Source organism: Saccharopolyspora sp. SCSIO 74807, from assembly GCF_037023755.1.
GTDB lineage: Bacteria > Actinomycetota > Actinomycetes > Mycobacteriales > Pseudonocardiaceae > Saccharopolyspora_C > Saccharopolyspora_C galaxeae.
Genome location: NZ_CP146100.1, coordinates 5,973,183 through 5,989,747, shown reverse-complemented (window position 1 = coordinate 5,989,747; position 16,565 = coordinate 5,973,183). Strand labels below are relative to the sequence as shown.

12 protein-coding genes are annotated in these 16,565 nt (G+C 70.3%); 8 read left to right on the top strand and 4 right to left on the bottom strand.

What is annotated here, in order from left to right; all coding sequences use genetic code 11:
* Positions 1-130: 130 nt before the first annotated feature.
* Entirely contained in the window at positions 131-1,291 is a 1,161-nt protein-coding gene (locus V1457_RS27390) for a beta-ketoacyl synthase N-terminal-like domain-containing protein (RefSeq protein ID WP_338597877.1), read from the bottom strand.
* A 410-nt stretch (positions 1,292-1,701) separates the two neighbouring features.
* On the opposite strand from V1457_RS27390, the gene V1457_RS27385 reads away from it, so the two are divergent.
* A complete protein-coding gene (locus V1457_RS27385) occupies positions 1,702-4,422 on the top strand; it encodes an EAL domain-containing protein (RefSeq protein WP_338597875.1) in 2,721 nt (906 codons plus the stop codon).
* Positions 4,423-4,429: 7 nt separating this feature from the next.
* Here the strand turns inward: V1457_RS27385 and V1457_RS27380 are convergent, their stop codons facing one another.
* Positions 4,430-5,965 carry an aldehyde dehydrogenase family protein gene (locus V1457_RS27380; protein ID WP_338597874.1) on the bottom strand — a complete coding sequence of 512 codons (1,536 nt, stop codon included), beginning with the start codon at positions 5,963-5,965 and terminating at the stop codon, positions 4,430-4,432.
* Positions 5,966-6,293: 328 nt separating this feature from the next.
* Between V1457_RS27380 and V1457_RS27375 the strand changes: the two genes are divergently transcribed.
* A complete protein-coding gene (locus V1457_RS27375; RefSeq protein ID WP_338597872.1) occupies positions 6,294-7,904 on the top strand; it encodes an FAD-dependent oxidoreductase in 1,611 nt (536 codons plus the stop codon).
* A 188-nt stretch (positions 7,905-8,092) separates the two neighbouring features.
* On the opposite strand, the gene V1457_RS27370 is transcribed toward V1457_RS27375, so the two are convergent.
* On the bottom strand, positions 8,093-8,335 hold the full coding sequence (locus V1457_RS27370; protein ID WP_295143518.1) for a hypothetical protein: 243 nt from the start codon (positions 8,333-8,335) through the stop codon (positions 8,093-8,095).
* Positions 8,336-8,488: 153 nt separating this feature from the next.
* Positions 8,489-10,030, bottom strand: coding sequence for an AMP-binding protein (locus V1457_RS27365; RefSeq protein ID WP_338597871.1), 1,542 nt, complete (start codon positions 10,028-10,030; stop codon positions 8,489-8,491).
* Between the two features lie 568 nt (positions 10,031-10,598).
* Here V1457_RS27365 and V1457_RS27360 point away from each other — a divergent pair.
* From V1457_RS27360 to V1457_RS27335, 6 genes are all read left to right on the top strand, one after another.
* Positions 10,599-11,777, top strand: a complete 1,179-nt coding sequence (locus tag V1457_RS27360; RefSeq protein WP_338597870.1) for an acyl-CoA dehydrogenase — start codon at positions 10,599-10,601, stop codon at positions 11,775-11,777.
* 525 nt (positions 11,778-12,302) lie between these two features.
* Positions 12,303-13,688 carry a sugar porter family MFS transporter gene (locus V1457_RS27355; RefSeq protein ID WP_338597869.1) on the top strand — a complete coding sequence of 462 codons (1,386 nt, stop codon included), beginning with the start codon at positions 12,303-12,305 and terminating at the stop codon, positions 13,686-13,688.
* Positions 13,689-13,817: 129 nt separating this feature from the next.
* The gene (locus tag V1457_RS27350) at positions 13,818-14,144 is read left to right on the top strand and encodes a helix-turn-helix transcriptional regulator (protein WP_307850170.1); all 327 of its coding nucleotides are present in this window, start codon (positions 13,818-13,820) and stop codon (positions 14,142-14,144) included.
* Between the two features lie 36 nt (positions 14,145-14,180).
* Positions 14,181-14,618 carry a hypothetical protein gene (locus tag V1457_RS27345; RefSeq protein WP_338597867.1) on the top strand — a complete coding sequence of 146 codons (438 nt, stop codon included), beginning with the start codon at positions 14,181-14,183 and terminating at the stop codon, positions 14,616-14,618.
* A gap of 35 nt (positions 14,619-14,653) precedes the next feature.
* Positions 14,654-15,136, top strand: coding sequence for a cytochrome P450 (locus V1457_RS27340; protein WP_338597865.1), 483 nt, complete (start codon positions 14,654-14,656; stop codon positions 15,134-15,136).
* Between the two features lie 123 nt (positions 15,137-15,259).
* Positions 15,260-16,504 (top strand): flavin-dependent oxidoreductase, encoded by a 1,245-nt coding sequence (locus V1457_RS27335; RefSeq protein WP_338597864.1) that lies wholly within the window; start codon positions 15,260-15,262, stop codon positions 16,502-16,504.
* Positions 16,505-16,565 lie beyond the last annotated feature (61 nt).

The window sequence follows — 16,565 nt, the reverse complement described above, 5'->3', positions numbered from 1 at the left end:
GTCGTGCGTTGCGCGTCCCGGTTCGCCGACGTCGAGCCGTCAGCGAACCGGTGGGTCGATCTCGCGCACGCACCGGGAAGAGCCGCGCCGGATTCCGCCGTTCCGTAACTGGCCGCGAGCGCTGACCGGATCAGGCCGGTGGTGCGAGGACGACCGCGGAGTTGTGCCCGCCCAGGCCCAGCGACGCCTTGACGGTGAGTCCCGGCTCCGCGGGTGTGGGCCCGTCCAGCAGCCGCGGGTGGCCGGACGCGACCGCAGGTGGCGCCGGGATGAGCCCGTGCTCGTAGCCGAGGGCGGTCGCGCTGATCTCGACCGCGGAGGCAGCGCCCATGCAATGACCCGCGAGCGGCTTCACCGAGTAGATCCCGGCTTCGGGGGAGAACAGCTCGTCGAAGACGGCTGCCTCGGCGCGGTCGCACTGCGCGGTGCCGGGTCCGTGGGCGTTGAGGTAGGCGACGTCGGCCCCGCGGACGCCGGAGTTCTCCAGCGCCTCGGAGAAGCAGCGGCTCACCTCGGTGTGCCCCGGGTCGACGGAGGTGACGTGGTGGGCGTCGTGCGACATCGCGCCACCGAGCAGGTCGGCGTAGGGGCGCGGTGAGCGCTTCGACAGCACCATGCCGACCGAGGCCTCGCCGATCACGAATCCCCGGCTGCCTTCCTGGAAGGGCCGGCAGGCGTCGAGCGGTTCGGCGTCGGTGATCGCGACCCCGAGGCGGTTGAAGTGCAGCACGTGCTCGGGGGTGGCCATCAGGTCGGTGTTGATGAACACGACGTCGTCCACCACTCCCGCATCCAGCCAGGCCTTCGCGGTCAGCAGGCCCGAGTTGCCCGCCGCGCACATCGCGGAGATGTTCATCGCCGGACCGTGGAAGCCGAACTCCTGCATGAACGTCGACATCGGGGTCGAGGGCATGAGGCCGAGGTAGTCGCGCACCCGCGCGTCCGATTCCTTGGCCGTGTAGAAGTCGTTCCACAGGTCGGTGTCGCCGAGCACCGTCGCGTGCAGCAGGCCGACGCGCCGTCCGGGCTCCCAGCCGCGGCTTTCGGCGTCGCTGATCGCTTCCCGGGCGGCGCCGCGCATGGCCCTGGCGAAGCGGCTCGGCCCGTCCGCCTCGTCCCCGCCGTCCGGAACACCGGCTACCCAGGCCGTCTCGTCGCGGCCGGGGCCGTGGCCGCCGGTGCGGGTGGCGGCCGGCTTGCTGCCCGCCAAGCCGTCCCAGAGGGCTTGGCGGCCCCATCCGTAGCCGGTCACCGCTCCGATTCCGCTGATTCCGCAGTGCTGCACGCTCATCGCCCTCCTGTCGGCGAGTCCTCGCCCACCGGGTCGTCGGCGGGCATCGCGCCCGGGGACCGTCTCGACGTCGGGTCGAACCGTACGGTGCCCGGCCACTCGGCAGCGTGAAGAAAAAACCGCGAGATCACTACCAAATGTGCTCGTCGTCGCTCATTCATAAACCCACAAAGACTAAGATCGTTCTCCAGTGAACATCCGCTATCGCTGTATGTGTTCAAATTCGCGGTCTTCCCGGGTATTCCGAAGATCGGGCCCCGGCTGCTGCGGCCGGTTGGCGCAATGGAATCGTGGGAGCCCCTGGGCCGATCGGGGCAGGACGAGCGACTTGCGCAGTGCGCCAGTTCGTCGTGGACTCGGGGAGTGTCCAGCCGTGCCGGGATGTCCCCGAAGTCGCAACTGGACTGATCATGGAATTCGATCCGCGCGCGAGCCGGTCCCCGGACGATCTCGACCAGCAATTCCTCGATCTCGCGCTCGCCGTGCACAACGCGGTCGGCTGGTCGATCGAGCACGCAGGCGCGGACGTGGCGTGGATGCCGGGCATGGACGAGCTGCTGGGAATGGCCGGTCGCGCCGAGCGCGACGTGCAGGCCCGGTTGCTGGAACTGCTCGAACCCTTCCGGGCAGGCGCGGACACGACCGCCCGGGGACAGGAGCTCGACCTGGAGCACCAGGTCTCCGGCCCGGACGGGGAAGTCCGGGTGCTGCACTTCCACGCCCGCCCGACGGGCCGGTCCGGCGGGCTGATCGGGCTCGTCCGGGACATCACCGCGCTGCACCGGGACAGGCGGGCGCTGGCCGATCTCGCCGGGCGCTACCGGCTGCTGGTCGAACTCAGCCCGGACGTGATCCTGGTGCACCAGCACGAGATCATCAGGTACGCCAACACGGCCGCGCGCACCATCCTCGGCGCCGACTCCAGCGAACAGCTCGTCGGGCGCGACCTCACCGACATCGTCGCCCCGGCCACCATCCCGGAGATGCGCGAGCGGATCCGGTCGCTGACCTACCCCGGTGCCGCCACCGCGCGGTCGCAAGCCGACCTGCGGCGCCTCGACGGCGTCCCGGTACCGGTGGAACTGGTATCGGTGCTGACCAGCTGGGAAGGCGCACCGGCGCTGCAGGTCGTCGCCCGCGACGTCACCGCGCAGAAGGCGGCCGAGGCCGCGCTGCGCTACCAGGCGGCGCTGGTGCAGCACGTCAACGACGCGATCATCGCGACGGATCGCCAAGGGCTGGTCACCAGCTGGAACCCCGCTGCCGAGGAGGTCTACGGGGTGACCGCGCAGCAGGCGCTGGGCAGGCACGTCGCCGAACTCGTCGGCGCACCCCTGCAACCCGCCGAGGTGCTCGCCATCGGCGGCGCCACCGAGACCCGGCACCGGCACAGCGACGGCTCCGCGCTCGTGATCCGGCTGTCGGCGGCCGAGATGGGCTCCGGATACGTGCTCGTGTGCGGCGACGAAACCGCGCGGCGGCGCGCCGAGCAGGACTTCGCCACCGTGGTCGACACGCTCGACGAGGGCGTCATCGTGGTGGGCCCGGACGGGATCGTCGAATCGGCCAATCCCGCGGCCGGGCGGGTGCTGGGCGCGGACCTCTCGGCGATCGTCGGCTCGCCCATCGATCCCTGGCGCCTGTTCGACGAGACCGGGACCGAGCTGCGGCCGGGCGAGAAACCGTCCCGGACGACTCAGCGCACGGGGCGACCGCAGCGCTGGCGCGTGCTGCGCCTGGAGCGCCCGGACGGGCGCTGGGCTTGGCTGGCGATGAACTCCCGCCCGCTGAGCCCGCTGGAGAACCCGCCGCACCGGGTGGTCACCTCGTTCACCGACATCACCGAGGCCCGGGCCAACCGGGAACGCCTGGAGTACGAGGCCAACCACGACCCGCTGACCGGGCTTGCGAACCGCACGCGGGTCCTGCAGCACCTGGCAGGGCCGCGGGAGCCGCTGCCGCTGGCCATGCTGTTCCTGGACCTGGACAACTTCAAGCGCATCAACGACTCCCTCGGCCACGCCACGGGCGACGAGGTGCTGCGGGTCGTCGGGGAGCGGCTGGTGCGCACCGCGCCCGACGAGGCTCTGGTCGGCAGGCTCGGCGGCGACGAGTTCGTCGTAGTGCACGGCGAAGGCGATGAGGCGGTGCTCGGCGAATTCGGCGACCGGCTGCTGGCGACGCTCACCGAGCCGATCCACGTGCAGGGCAGGCGACTGCACGTCGCCGGGAGCATCGGGGTGGTGGTCTCCCGGCCGGGCGATGCGCGCGTCGCCCAGGACGTCCTGCGCGATGCGGATGTCGCGATGTACCAGGCCAAAACGCGCGGCGGCGCCCGGTGCGCGTTCTTCGGCGTGGAGTTGCGGGAACGCGTGCAGCGCAACATGGCGCTGGAACAGGATCTCCGCCACGCCGTGGAGCAGGACCAGCTCTGGGTCGCCTACCAGCCCATCGTCGATGCGGCCAGCGGGCGCACGGCGGTCGTGGAAGCGCTGCTGCGCTGGGCGCATCCGGTGCACGGGACGGTCTCGCCGGGCGAGTTCATCCCGCTGGCCGAGGAAAGCGACCTGATCGACCACATCGGCGCGCACATGCTTCGCGTGGCGGCCCGCCAACTCGCCGCCGAACGCCGCCGCCACCGGATCGACCTGCGGCTGAACGTGAACCTCTCACCCCGCCAGCTCGAAGACCACCGGCTTCCCGAGCTCGTGCGGCAGGCGCTGGCCGAGTCCGGCCTGCCCGCGCACGCGCTGTGCTTCGAGATCACCGAGCACGCGCTCATCCACGACCCGGATGCGGCGAACCGGATGCTCAACGGCCTGCGCGAGCTGGGCGTGCGGCTGGCCATCGACGACTTCGGCACCGGCAACTCCTCGCTGGCACAGCTGTGGCGGCTGCCGGTGGACACCCTCAAGATCGACCGGTCGTTCGTGACCGAACTCGGCGAGTCCGATCGGCTCGGGGTCATCGTCACCAGCATCGTCGCCATGGCGCACGCGGTCGGTCTGGAGGTGGTGGGCGAAGGCGTCGAGACGCCTCGCCAGCTCCAGCTGCTGCGCGAACTCGGCTGCGATCAGGTGCAGGGCTTCTACCTGGGCAAGCCCGCGCCGCTCGCGGAACTCCTGCCCTGATCCGCGGTCACGACAGGAACCGCCGCACGATGCGGTTGCCGAATCCGTAGCGCACCAGCGAGTCGAGGTTGCGGACCACGCTGGGCGTGTAGGGGTACCAGATGTTCTCCTTCTTCAGCGGCCAACGGCTCAGCAGCAGCGGCTGGGGGTGGGTGAACCCGCGCAACGCGTCGGTGCCGTTGACCTGCCCGAGACCGCTGTCCTTGCGGCCGCCGAACGGGGCTTCGGTCACGCCATAGATCACGGCCGCGTCGTTGTGCACCACCGAGCCGGTCGTCAGGCGCGCCGCGATGTCCCTGGCCTTCGCCGTGCTCTTGGTGAACACGCTCCCGCCGAGGCCGTACGCGGTGTCGTTGGCCCGGCGGACCGCTTCCTCGTCGTCGCGCACGCGCATGATGGCCGCCACCGGCCCGAAGGTCTCCTCCCGCATGATGTCCATGTCGTGCGCAGCGCCGACGACGACCGTGGGCTGGAAGTACAGGCCCTCCGCGGACCCGCGCTCGCCGCCGACGGCGATGGTGGCGCCCTTCTCCCCGGCGTCCCGGACGTGCCGGGTGACCACGTCGAGCTGCTTGTCCGAGAACAGCGGGCCCATGTCCTTGTCGCCTGCGCCGTAGCTGATCGCTGCCGCTTTTTCCCGCACCAGGCGGATGAATTCGTCGGCGACCTCGTCTGCCACGTAGATCCGCTCGACGCTGAGGCAGACCTGACCGGTGTTGAACATCGACAGGTACACCGCGCCGTTGGCGGCTCGCTCCAGATCGGCGTCCGCGCAGACGATCATCGCGTCCTTGCCGCCCAGCTCCAGGGTGCACGGGATGAGCCGCTGCGCGCTGCGCGCCGCGATGGTGCGCCCGGTGGGCACGCTGCCGGTGAACGAGATCTTGTCGACCTGGCCGTCGACCAGTGCGGCGCCGGTCTCACCGTCGCCGTGCACGACCTGCACCAGGTCCTCGGGAACGCCGGCCGCGTGCAGGATCCGCACCGCCCACTCGGCCGATCGCGGAGTCATCTCCGAGGGTTTGAGCACCACCCCGTTGCCCGCCAGCAGCGCTTGAACCACGGGATTCAGCGACAGCACGAAGGGCGCGTTCCACGGCGTGATCACGCCGACCACGCCGAGCGGCTGGTAGTGGATCCGCAGCTTCTTCAGCGGGCGGATGTAACCGTGCACCTTGCGGCGCTCGTCGCGCAGGTCCCGGTGCGCCCGGCTGCTCCAGTGGTTGAGGAAGTCGCAGGCGGGCACGATCTCGATCGCGAGCGCTTCGGCGCGCGGCTTGCCGGTCTCGGCCTGCAACGTCGCGATGATCTCGTCGCGGCGCGCGACCAGTTCGTCGACGGCCGAGCGAACGATCGCGGCGCGTTCCTTGACCGGGCGGGCCGCCCAAGCGGCCTGCGCCGCCCGCGCGCGGCTGATCGCGTGGTCGACGTCGTCCTTGCTGCTGATGTCGAGTTCGCCGACGCACTGCTGGTCCACCGGACTGTCCAGGCGCAGGCGCCGGTGCCCGTCGGGTGCGCTGGGGAGCGGGTTCACGATGGCCATCGGCTTGCCTCCGGGGACGGCGCGTGCGGGCGGGTTCCGCCGCACGCGAGCTGGAGCCGCCAGCGGCTGCTGGCCTATATAACAGGTTCTAATTCAGCAGCGGTGTTCGCTGCACGAGCGGCGTCGTGGCATATCCGCGGACTGTAGAGGCGCGGGTACGGCAGTGCAAGGCTCGTTTCGCGGTCGTCCGGGTTTTCCGGTTCGGTTCAGATCGCCGCCGGATCGCGGTGCGGAGCGCGCGCTGCCCATGGACAGTCGTTAGAACGAGTTCTACTCTTCGTCGGGAGATCGCGTCGCTGCACGCGGACCGACGGAGAAGGGCGCCAAGATGTCTCAGGCTGACTACGTCGTGGTGGGCGCCGGCAGCGCGGGCTGCGCGGTCGCGCGCAGGCTCGCCGAGAGCGGATCATCCGTGGTCCTGGTCGAAGCGGGGCCGCGCGATGACCGGGGCCCGCTGAAGAGCCTGCTGAGCATCCCGGGCGCCATCGCGCCGCTGCAGTCGACCCCGCAGCTCAAGAAGCACTTCGACTGGGGCTACAAGTCGGTTCCGCAATCCGACGCGTGGCAGCGGGTGATCCCGCAGACCCGCGGTCGCGTGCTCGGCGGGTCCAGCTCGGTAAACGGCATGCTGTTCGTGCGCGGCAACCGCAAGAACTACGACGACTGGGCGGCCGACGGCTGCAAGGGCTGGTCCTACGACGACGTGCTGCCCGCGTTCAAACGGCTCGAGGACTGGGAGGGCGGCGAGTCCGAGCTCCGCGGCGGCGGTGGTCCCATCCGGGTCCGGAAGGTCCGCGAGCTGACCGGCGCCGCACGCGACTTCATGGACGCCGCCACCAGCCGCCTCGGCGTGCCGCGGATCGACGACTACAACGGCGAAAGCCAGGAAGGCATCGCGCCGTTCCAGCTCAGCGCCGATCGCGGCGTGCGCTACTCGTCGTCCAAGGGCTACTTGCACGACGACCGGCCGGGCAACCTGGTGGTGCTCACCGACGCCACCGTCGCCAAGGTGGTCTTCAGCGGTTCGCGTGCGACCGGCATCGAGGTCGCCGACAAGCGCGGCGACAAGAAGGTGATCAGCGCAGGCCGCGAGGTGGTGCTGTCGGCGGGCGTGTTCGGCTCCCCGCAGATCCTGATGCTCTCGGGCATCGGTCCTGCCGAGCACCTGCGCTCCCACGGCATCGAACCGCGCTCGGAGCTGCCGGTCGGCGACAACCTCCACGATCACCTGTTCGTTCCGGTGTCGTTCCGGATGGACTCGGCGCTGCGCAAACCGACCGCCTCCTACTTCGCCCGCGGCCTGCTGCGGGAGTGGTTCCGGCCGGGCTCGGGATGGGCTGCGGGCTCGCAGTTCGAGGCGTCCGGTTTCGTGCGCACCTCCTACGCCGGTTCGGTGCCCGACTTGCAGCTGCTGAGCCTGTACTGGGTTTACCCGATCCCGAACCAGGACTCCGACAAGATGGTCCGCCCGCCCACCAGCAAACCCGGGCAGAGCGTGTTCCCCACGCTGATCTATCCGCAAAGCCGCGGGACCGTCCGGCTGGGCAGCGCCGACCCGAAGGCGGCACCGCTGATCGATCCCGCGTACCTGAAGGAGCCGCAGGACACCGAGGTGCTGCTGGAAGGCGTCCGGATGGTGCGGGAGACGATGGCGGGTGTCGGGGACAGCCAGGGCGAGATCGGGCCGGGCGAGCAATACCGCGACGAGCAGGAGATGCGCCGGGCACTGCCCAACTTCGTGCACAGCGTGTACCACCCCGTCGGCACCTGCCGGATGGGCGCGGACGAGCGGGCGGTGGTCGGCCCGGACCTGAAGGTCCGCGGCGTCGAGGGGCTGCGGGTCGCCGACGCCTCGGTCATCCCCTCCATCACGGGTGGCAACACGAACGCCCCGTCGATCATGATCGGCGAGCGTTGCGCCGAGGAGATCCTGAGCTGACGTCCGCCGCAGGCGCGCCGCCTGCCTCCGGAAACGCGAAAGTGCCCGGCCCCACGAGCGGGACCGGGCACTTTCGCGTCGGCAGCGGGTGGCTCAGCTGCTTTCGCCCGCAGGTGGGCCGGCCCCGCCGGGACCGGCCACCACGCTGTCGAACCCCTCAGCCGCCCTGCTCGTCAGCTGCCGAGCCCTTAGCCGCCGAGCGAGTGCAGCGCGTCGAGACCGCCCACACCGGAATCGATCTCCACTTGGTCGTGCTCGCCACCCGAGCACAACATGATCGGGTCGTCGTTGGTGACGTCCAGCGCCGGCGTCCCGATCCCGCCGCCGTCGATGCACTCGTGGAAGTCCACGGCCCCGGCGGCCCCGGCCGATCCGAGCATGGCCGCGCCGACGAAACCCGCGGTGACAAGGATTTTCTTCGTGGTGAGCACTGTCGTTCTCCCTCCCCTAGGCGTACGACACCGTGCATCGGCAGACTCCCGGACACCGGGCTCGTCCGCCCGCCGGAATTCCCGCCCGGGCGAAGGACGCTCACCCACATCGCTGTTCGTCCACGTCGGACCGCCCCGCGACGGCCAGGTCGCTCAGCGCCCGCGCACGGGAGCGCCCCACGCGGTCTGCTCGCGCAGCTGCCGCTTCAGCAGCTTGCCGCCGGGGTTGCGCGGGAGCGGTTCGGTGCGCACGTGGACGTACTGCGGGATCTTGAAGTCCGCGAGCGAGGCGGCGAGGTGGTCCAGCACCGCGGGCACCGAAAGCCGCTCGTCCTCGGACGCGGCTACGACGACGGCGCCCACCTTCTCGCCGAGCACGTCGTCCGGTACGCCCACCACCGCGGCGTCGGCCACACCGGGCGCGCTGGCCAGCGCGTTCTCCACTTCGACGGAGTACACGTTCTCGCCGCCGCGGTTGATCATGTCCTTCGCGCGGTCGACGACGTGCACCAGCCCGTCCTCGTCGATGCGGGCGAGGTCGCCGCTGTGCAACCAGGAACCGGCGAACGTGCGGCCGGTCGCCTCCGGCTTGTTCCAGTACCCGGCGACGACGTTCGGCCCGCGGATGAGCAGCTCGCCCACACCGGCGGAATCCGGCTCGTGCAGCGCCAGATCGACCACGGGCGCGGCGAAGCCGACGGAATCGGTGTGCTCGGTCGCCCACTCGTGCGGCAGGTAGGTCGCGATCGAGGACGTCTCGGTGAGCCCGAAGCCGTTGCCCACGCGGGCCTGCGGGAACGCCGCCTTGATGCGCTCCACCAGCGAGGGCGCGATCGGCGATCCGCCGTAGCCGACGCGGGTCACCGCTCGCACGTCGAAATCCGCGAAGTCGGGCTGGCTCAGCGCCAGCGCGTAGATCGCGGGCACGCTGGTGAGCACGTTGATCCGCTCGTCGACGATCGTGCGCAGGAACGGCCGCACGTGGAACGCGGGCAGCACCACGGTGGTGCCGCCCAGCGCGATCTGGACGAGCAACTGGGTGTTGCAGCCGGTGACGTGGAACAGCGGCACCGAGATCAGGTTCCGCTGCCGCGGGCCTTCCGCCCGGTCGATCCCGTGCACCCGCAGCACGGTCTCCACATTGGACAGGAAGTTCTCGTGGGTGGTCATCGCCCCCTTCGGGAAGCCCGTCGTGCCGCTGGTGTAGAAGATCGCCGCCAGCTCGTCGATCTGCAGGTCACCGGCCGCGTACGGCTCGCCGTCCGGCAGCGGGGCTTCCGGGCGCAGCACGGTTTTGGCGCCGGAGTCCGCCAGCACGTAGTCGATCTCGGGCTGGGCGAAGCGGATGTTCACCGGCACCGCGACCGCCCCGGCGAGTTGCGTGCCGAGGAAACCGAGCACCCAGCCGACTCCGGCGGGCAGCAGGTTGGCGACCCGGTCACCGCGCTCGACGCCTGCCGCGCGCAGCCCGCCGGCCACCCGCGCCGCCCGGTCCCAGAGCTGCTGGTAGGTCAGCCGCTCGCCGTCGACCTCGACGAGGGCTTCCTGGCCGGGATGGTCGCGGACGGTGGCGCGGAACATCTCCACGAGCGAGGAGGGGAGGCCCGCGTAGTGGGCCACGCCCTGCTCGTCGCGGAACGTGCCGGAGGTGTCGAATGGTGCGGCGCCGCGCGGATGCGGGTCGATCGTGGTCACCTGCCGCTCTCCTTCCCCGCCTGCTCCCGGTTTTCGCCCGTTTTCCGTGATCGCCCGTTCTCGGTCGTCCGTTCTTGATCGCGGGAGCGTCGGCGCGGGTCTCGCATCGGGATCGTGCGGAGTCGCTGGTCGGTCCGCCCCGTGCCGGGGCGTCCTCGCTGATGTGCAGGTCGTGCCAGCCGGTACCTCGGGGCGATTAGATTTCACCGCGCGGGTGGCGTCAAGGCGCCGACCCCGTTGATCGTTCCAGCGGCCGTTCGGGTGCGTCGCGTTGATGTTGTCGACACCGTCCGATGATCGATGGTTAAATATCCGTTTCAGCGTTCTGATGAGTTCGAGTGCGGGCGCGAGATCCCGTCGGCTACTGGGTCTCGTCGGCTACTGGGGTGGAGCCGAGTTCCTCGGCTATCGATGATCGAGCGGGAGTTCCACGCTCTGATCTTGCAAGTGTATCCGGCGAATCCGGCATTCCCGGCCCGGCTTTCTCGGTCCCGGCTTTCTCGGTCCCGGCTTTCTCGATCTCGGCCTGCTCGATCCGCGTACCGCTTTCGCCGAAGAATGGATCATCATGGCACAACTGCACACCAGTCCCGAATTCGAGGCGCTGTCCGCCCGGCTCGACGACATCGCGCCGCTGCTGCAGGAGCAGGCCGCGGCGAGCGAGGAACTCGGCCGCCTCACCGACGAGGTCGCCGCGGCGTTGTGGGGCAGTGGCGCGTTCCTGACCAGCATTCCGCGGGAGCTCGGCGGCTACGAGTTCGCGCCGCGCCAGATCATCGACACCGTCGCGCGGGTCGCTTACGCGGACGCCTCGGCGGGCTGGGTGTTCATGGCGCTGCAGATGCTCACCGGCACGACGGCGGGCTTGCTGGGCCCGGCCGCGGCAGCCGAGTTGTTCCCCGATGCCCGCAACGGGCGGCACGCATTGTTCGCCGGGCAGGGGACCAAAATGGGGGATGCGGTTCGGGTGGACGGCGGTCACCGGATCAGCGGGCACTGGCATTTCGCCTCGGGCGTTTCGATGGCCAGCCACATCCACACCTCGGCGCGGTGCGCGGAAACGGGCGAGGCGTTCATCTTCGCGCTGCCGCTGGAACAGGTGACGCTCATCGACAATTGGGATGTGCTGGGCCTGCGCGCCACCGCGAGCATCGATTACGTCTGCGAGGACGTGTTCGTGCCCGACACCCACTCGCACGGAATCGCGACCACGGACGCGCGCCACGGCGGCGCGCTCTACCGCGTCGGCCTGTTGAACATGGCCTGCATCATCCACACCGGCTGGGCGCTCGGAGTCGGCAGGCGGCTGCTGGACGAGCTGCGCGAACTGGCCGCGAAGAAGTCCGGTGCACCGGGCGCGACGGTGGACACCGACCACTTCTACGCGGAGTACGCGCAGGCGGAGGCGAAGCTTCGCGCGGCGCGCGCGTGGGCGATGGAAGTGTGGGCGGGCAACGAGGACGCGCTCGACCGCGGCGGGATGCTGTCCACGGAGCAGGAAACGCTCAGCCGGCTCGCGCTGAGCAACGCGACCTGGTCGGCGCACGCGGTCGGGCAGACCGTGTACAAGTGGTCCGGTACCGCCGGGTTGCGAAGCGGCTCGCTGCAACGCTTCTTCCGCGATCTGCACGCCGGTACGCAGCACGTCACTTCCGGACCGCTCGTGCTGCAGAACTGCGGCAAGTGGTTGTCCGGCCTCGCGCCAGAGGGCCGCTGGGTCTTCCTCGACCTGCAGGAGCAGGGGTGAGCGGGCCGGCGGCGAGCATTGAGCGGGACCACCGGCTTTCGCTTTCCGGGTACCGGCCGATTTTGAGCAGATCGGTCAAAATTCGCCGAGTGTGCGCCGAAAAGCGCAACGGACTGGTTCTCGCCGACTCACCTTTTCGAGATGCCCATTGCGAAAGTGGCGGATGTACGGACCGGAATGCTCGTGCCACTCTGTCCGGCACTGCCGGTACCAGGGCCATGGTCCCAAGACCGCTGCACCGGCTCCGTGCGGAAAGGAAGTCCACATGGGGGAGTCGCACGACCTTCGCGGGCCCGGTGCGGTGCGCCCCGCTCCGGAGGTGATCGGCGGGGACGGTGCCTTCCGGAACCGGGCCTTCCGGAACCGGGCCTTCCGGGACCGGATCTTCCGGAACCGCTGCTTCCGGCCCGCTCGGCCGATAGCATCGCCGCCTCGGCATCGCCGCGGTGGGGGTCCGCAACAGCGCCGTCCCGGCCAGGAACGCGCGGGTTTCCGGCTTCTTCCTGCGGCAGAAGGGAAATGGTCATGGTAAGTGGGGATGCTGCGGAGAGATCCGGCGCGCAGCGGCTCAGCGGCCCGGTGCTGGTGGTGCTCGCATCGGTCATCGCGGCCTTCGGCGGTTTGCTGTTCGGTTACGACACCGGCGTCGTGGCGGCTGCGCTGCCGTTCATCACCGACGCCTTCGCGCTCGACGACACGATGAAGCAGGTGGTGACCGCCTCGCTGCTGGCAGGCGCCGTGGTCGGGGTGATCGCGGGCGGGGCGTTGTCCGACCGCTTCGGACGCCGCACGACCCTGCTGGGCGTGACCGTGCTCTACGCGCTGGCCACGGCCGCTTCCGCGATCGCACCGGCGACCGGGTTCCTGATCGGCGCGCGGTTCTTCCTCGGCGTCGCGATCGGCATCTCGTCGCTGGTGGTGCCGACCTACATCGCGGAGATGTCGCCGCCGAAGAACCGGGGCGCGCTGGTGTCCCTGCACCAGTTCATGGTCACCGTGGGCATCCTGATCGCCTACCTCGTGGGGTACGGCCTGGCCGGGGAAGCCAGCGGCTGGCGGTGGATGATCGGCGTGGCCATCGCACCCGCGGTGCTGATGTTCCTGGGCGTGCTGATCCTGCCCGAGAGCCCGCGCTGGCTCGTCGCGAACGGGGAGCAGGAGCGCGCTCGCGGCGTGCTGGCGCGGACCCGTCCGGCGGAACGCGTCGCCGACGAGCTCGCGGAGATCATCGAGACCGTCCGGGAGGAGGGGCGGATCACCTACCGGGAACTGCTCGGCCCGCGCTTCCGGCGGTGGATCTCGGTGGGTGTCGTGGCCGCGGGCGCGAGCCAGGTCGTCGGCGTCAACGCGATCATCTACTACGTCCCGACGATCCTGGAGGACGTCGGCGGGTATGGGAAGACCACCGCCATCGGCGTCTCCGTGGCGGTGGGCATCGTCAACGTGCTGTTCACGATCCCCGCGCTGCTGTGGATCGACCGGATGGGCCGCAGGGTGTGGATCCTCGGCGGCACCGTGGTGATCATCGTGGCGCTGGCCGCGCTCGGGGTGGTCTTCCTGTTCCCGTTGCAGAGCACCGGGACGTTCGTCGCGCTGCTGATCGTGCTGATGGTTTACGAGTCGGCGTTCGCGTGCAGCCTCGGGATCGCGATCTGGCTGGTGAACAGCGAGATCTTCCCGAACAACGTGCGCGGCAAGGCGGCGTCGTTCGGGATCGTCACGCACTGGGGCCTGAACCTCGTCGTGTCGCTGACGGTGCTCACCCTGATCAACTCGATCGGCGCGTCCGGGGTGTTCTGGCTCTACGGCGTGCTGGGCGTGCTGTGCTTGGTCTACCTCTACCGGTGGCTGCCGGAGACGAAGAACCGCACGTTGGAGGAGATCGAAAACGATCTCACCAAGACCGGGTAGGCCCAGGCGGACTGACCGGGTCAGCGCTCGTTGCGGCCGGCGGCTGTCGAGCCGCCGGCCGCTTCTCGTCCGCACCGCCTTTCCGATCCGTTTCGAGCGCCGTAATGCCTGATTTCTCGCGGCATCGCGGTGCCGGACCGCTCCGGCAGGGCCGAAGGCGTGATGGTGCTGCTGCAGCCCGACGAGGCGCAGCGCTCCGCGATGGTCACCGGCAAGGAGAAGCTGCTCAGCGAGATCGACGCCCGCATCCTCGAAGGCGTCGCCGCCGGGGAGTCCACCGTGCAGCTGGCCGCCGAGCTCTACCTCAGCCGCGGCGGCGTCGAGTACCACGTGACCACCCTGCTGCGGAAGCTGAAGGTCACCAACCGGCCGGCGCTGGTGTCCAAGGGCTACTCGATGGGCATCCTGGACGTCGGCCAGTGGCCACCGCGGGTGCTGCCGGAATATGTGAAGTGATCCGGGTGTGCCCATTACGCAGGAGGGTGCGGATTCGTGAAGGCGCGTGAAGAGGCGACGAGGTTGTGGCGGCGGCTCGGGCGGACGTTGGGCGGACGGGCGCCGGACGACCAACAGCCTGCCGATGAGCCCGGACCCGCGCAGCGGGAGCAGGTGCCTTCCGCGCGCACCATCGACGGCTCCGCGGTGCGCAAGGTGATCATCGCTTGCGACGCGGGAATGGGCAGCAGCGCGTTGGTCGCCGCCCAGCTCTCCGAGCAGCTCGGACCGCACCGGGTGGCCGTCGTGCACGCGTCCGTCGGGGACCTCCCGGCGGACGCCGATCTGGTGCTGTGCCAGGAAACCCTGCTGGAGCGGGTGCGCAGGGAGGACATCGGCGGGGCGGTGCTGCTGGGTTTCCGCAGCTTCCTCGGCGACCCGGTTTTCGACGAGGTGGCGCAGGCGGTGCGGGACGGCGGCCGCCTTGGCGGCTGAGCACCGGCCGCCCCGCCCGCGCTGTCCGATTGCGGGTGCGCAACTGTTCGGCCTGCGGCACCGACCTGAAGATCCTGTCGAACAACCCGGACAAGCTCCCCGCGGCGATGAGCGATCCCGGCAAGATGGCGATCGCGGTCGAGGAAGTGCTGCGAGCCGCCAAGGCGGGCAGCTCGATGCTGCCGCGCTACGCCACCGACGACGTCGAGGTCGGCGGCGTGACCATGCGCGCAGGGGACCTGGTGCTGCTGGACTTCACGCTGTCCAACTTCGACGAGGAAGCCTTCGACCGCCCGGAGGAGTTCGACACCACCCGCGCGCCGAACCCGCACCTGACGTTCGGGCACGGCATCTGGCACTGCATCGGCGCACCGCTGGCGCGGGTGGAGCTGCAGACGGCGTTCACCACGCTGTTCCGGCGGCTGCCGGACCTGCAGGTCGGGGTGCCCGCCGACGAACTGCGCCACGAGTCCGGGCAGCTTTCCGCGGGACTGCTGGAACTTCCGGTGACCTGGTGACCGGGCCCGTCCTCGCTCCGCGGACGTCGTAGTCGCCGGTGGCACCGCCGGTAGTCTGATTCGCGGATCTCGGCGATGCTTCGGCGTGGTCGAGTCGGGAGGTCGTCCGAACAGGAGATTGCTGTGCAGGTCATCATCGTCGGAGCGGGGATCGGCGGGCTGACCGCGGCGCTGCGGCTGCACCAAGAAGGCATCGATTGCGTCGTCTACGAGCAGAGCGAGCAGAGCGGGGAGCTGGGCGTCGGGATCAACGCGTTGCCGCACGCGGTCAAAGAGCTCGCCGAACTCGGTCTGCTCGACTCGCTGGACGAGATCGGGGTCCGTACCCGCGACCTGTACTACGCGCACCGGCTGGGCCCGGTGATCCTGCGCAAGCCGTGCGGGCTGGACGCCGGATTCACGCTTCCCCAGTTCTGCCTGCACCGGGGCAGGTTGCAGGGCATGTTGCTGCGGGCGGTCCGGGAACGGCTCGGCGCTGACGCGGTGCGGACCGGGCACCGGCTGACCGGCTTCGACCAGGACGCGAGTGAAGTCCGGGCGCACTTCGACCGGCGCGGTGCCGCGCCGGTCACCGTGCGCGGCGACGTCCTGGTCGCCGCCGACGGAATCCACTCGGCCGCGCGGTCCATCCTGTTCCCCGCGGAAGGAGCGCCGCGGTGGAACGGCGTCCTGATGTGGCGCGGCGCCACCGACTGGCCGGAGTTCGACGGCGGTCGTTCGATGATCGTCGCCGGTGGCACCGCGGCCAAGCTGGTGATCTACCCGATCGCGGAGGGCCGCAGCGCGGGCACCAAGCTCACCAACTGGGCGGTCTGCATCCGCACCGGGCAACCCGGTGCTGCGCCGCCGGAGCGGCAGGACTGGGCCAGACCCGGCGACCGGCGAGAACTGGCCCGGCACGTCGAGCGGTTCTGCTCGCCCGCGGTCGACCACGCCGGACTGGTCGAGGCCACCGAGGAGATCTTCGAGTTCCCGATGTGCGACCGCGATCCGCTGCCCGCCTGGTCGCATGGGCGGGTGACGTTGCTGGGCGACGCCGCCCACCCGATGTATCCGATGGGCTCCAACGGCGCCGGTCAGGCGATCCTCGACGCCACCGCTCTCGGCGGGCACCTGGCGCGGTGCTCCGACCCCACCGAGGCGCTGCTGGCCTACCAGGACGATCGCCTGGCGGCCACCAGCGAGGTGGTGCTGCGCAACCGCGAAGGCGGACCGGAGAACGTCATCGACGAGGTCGAACGTCGTGCGCCGCAGGGCTTTTCGCACATCGACGAGGTGATCGACGCGGCGGAGCTCGAGGCAGTCGTGGCCGGCTACGCCCGGGCGTCGGGTTCCTCGCAGCAGCAGGTGAACGAGCCCGGTCGGTGACCTCCCGGGCGCCGCAGGCGCCTTTCGCCCGACCGGCGCCGCAGGCGCCTTGCGCCGAACC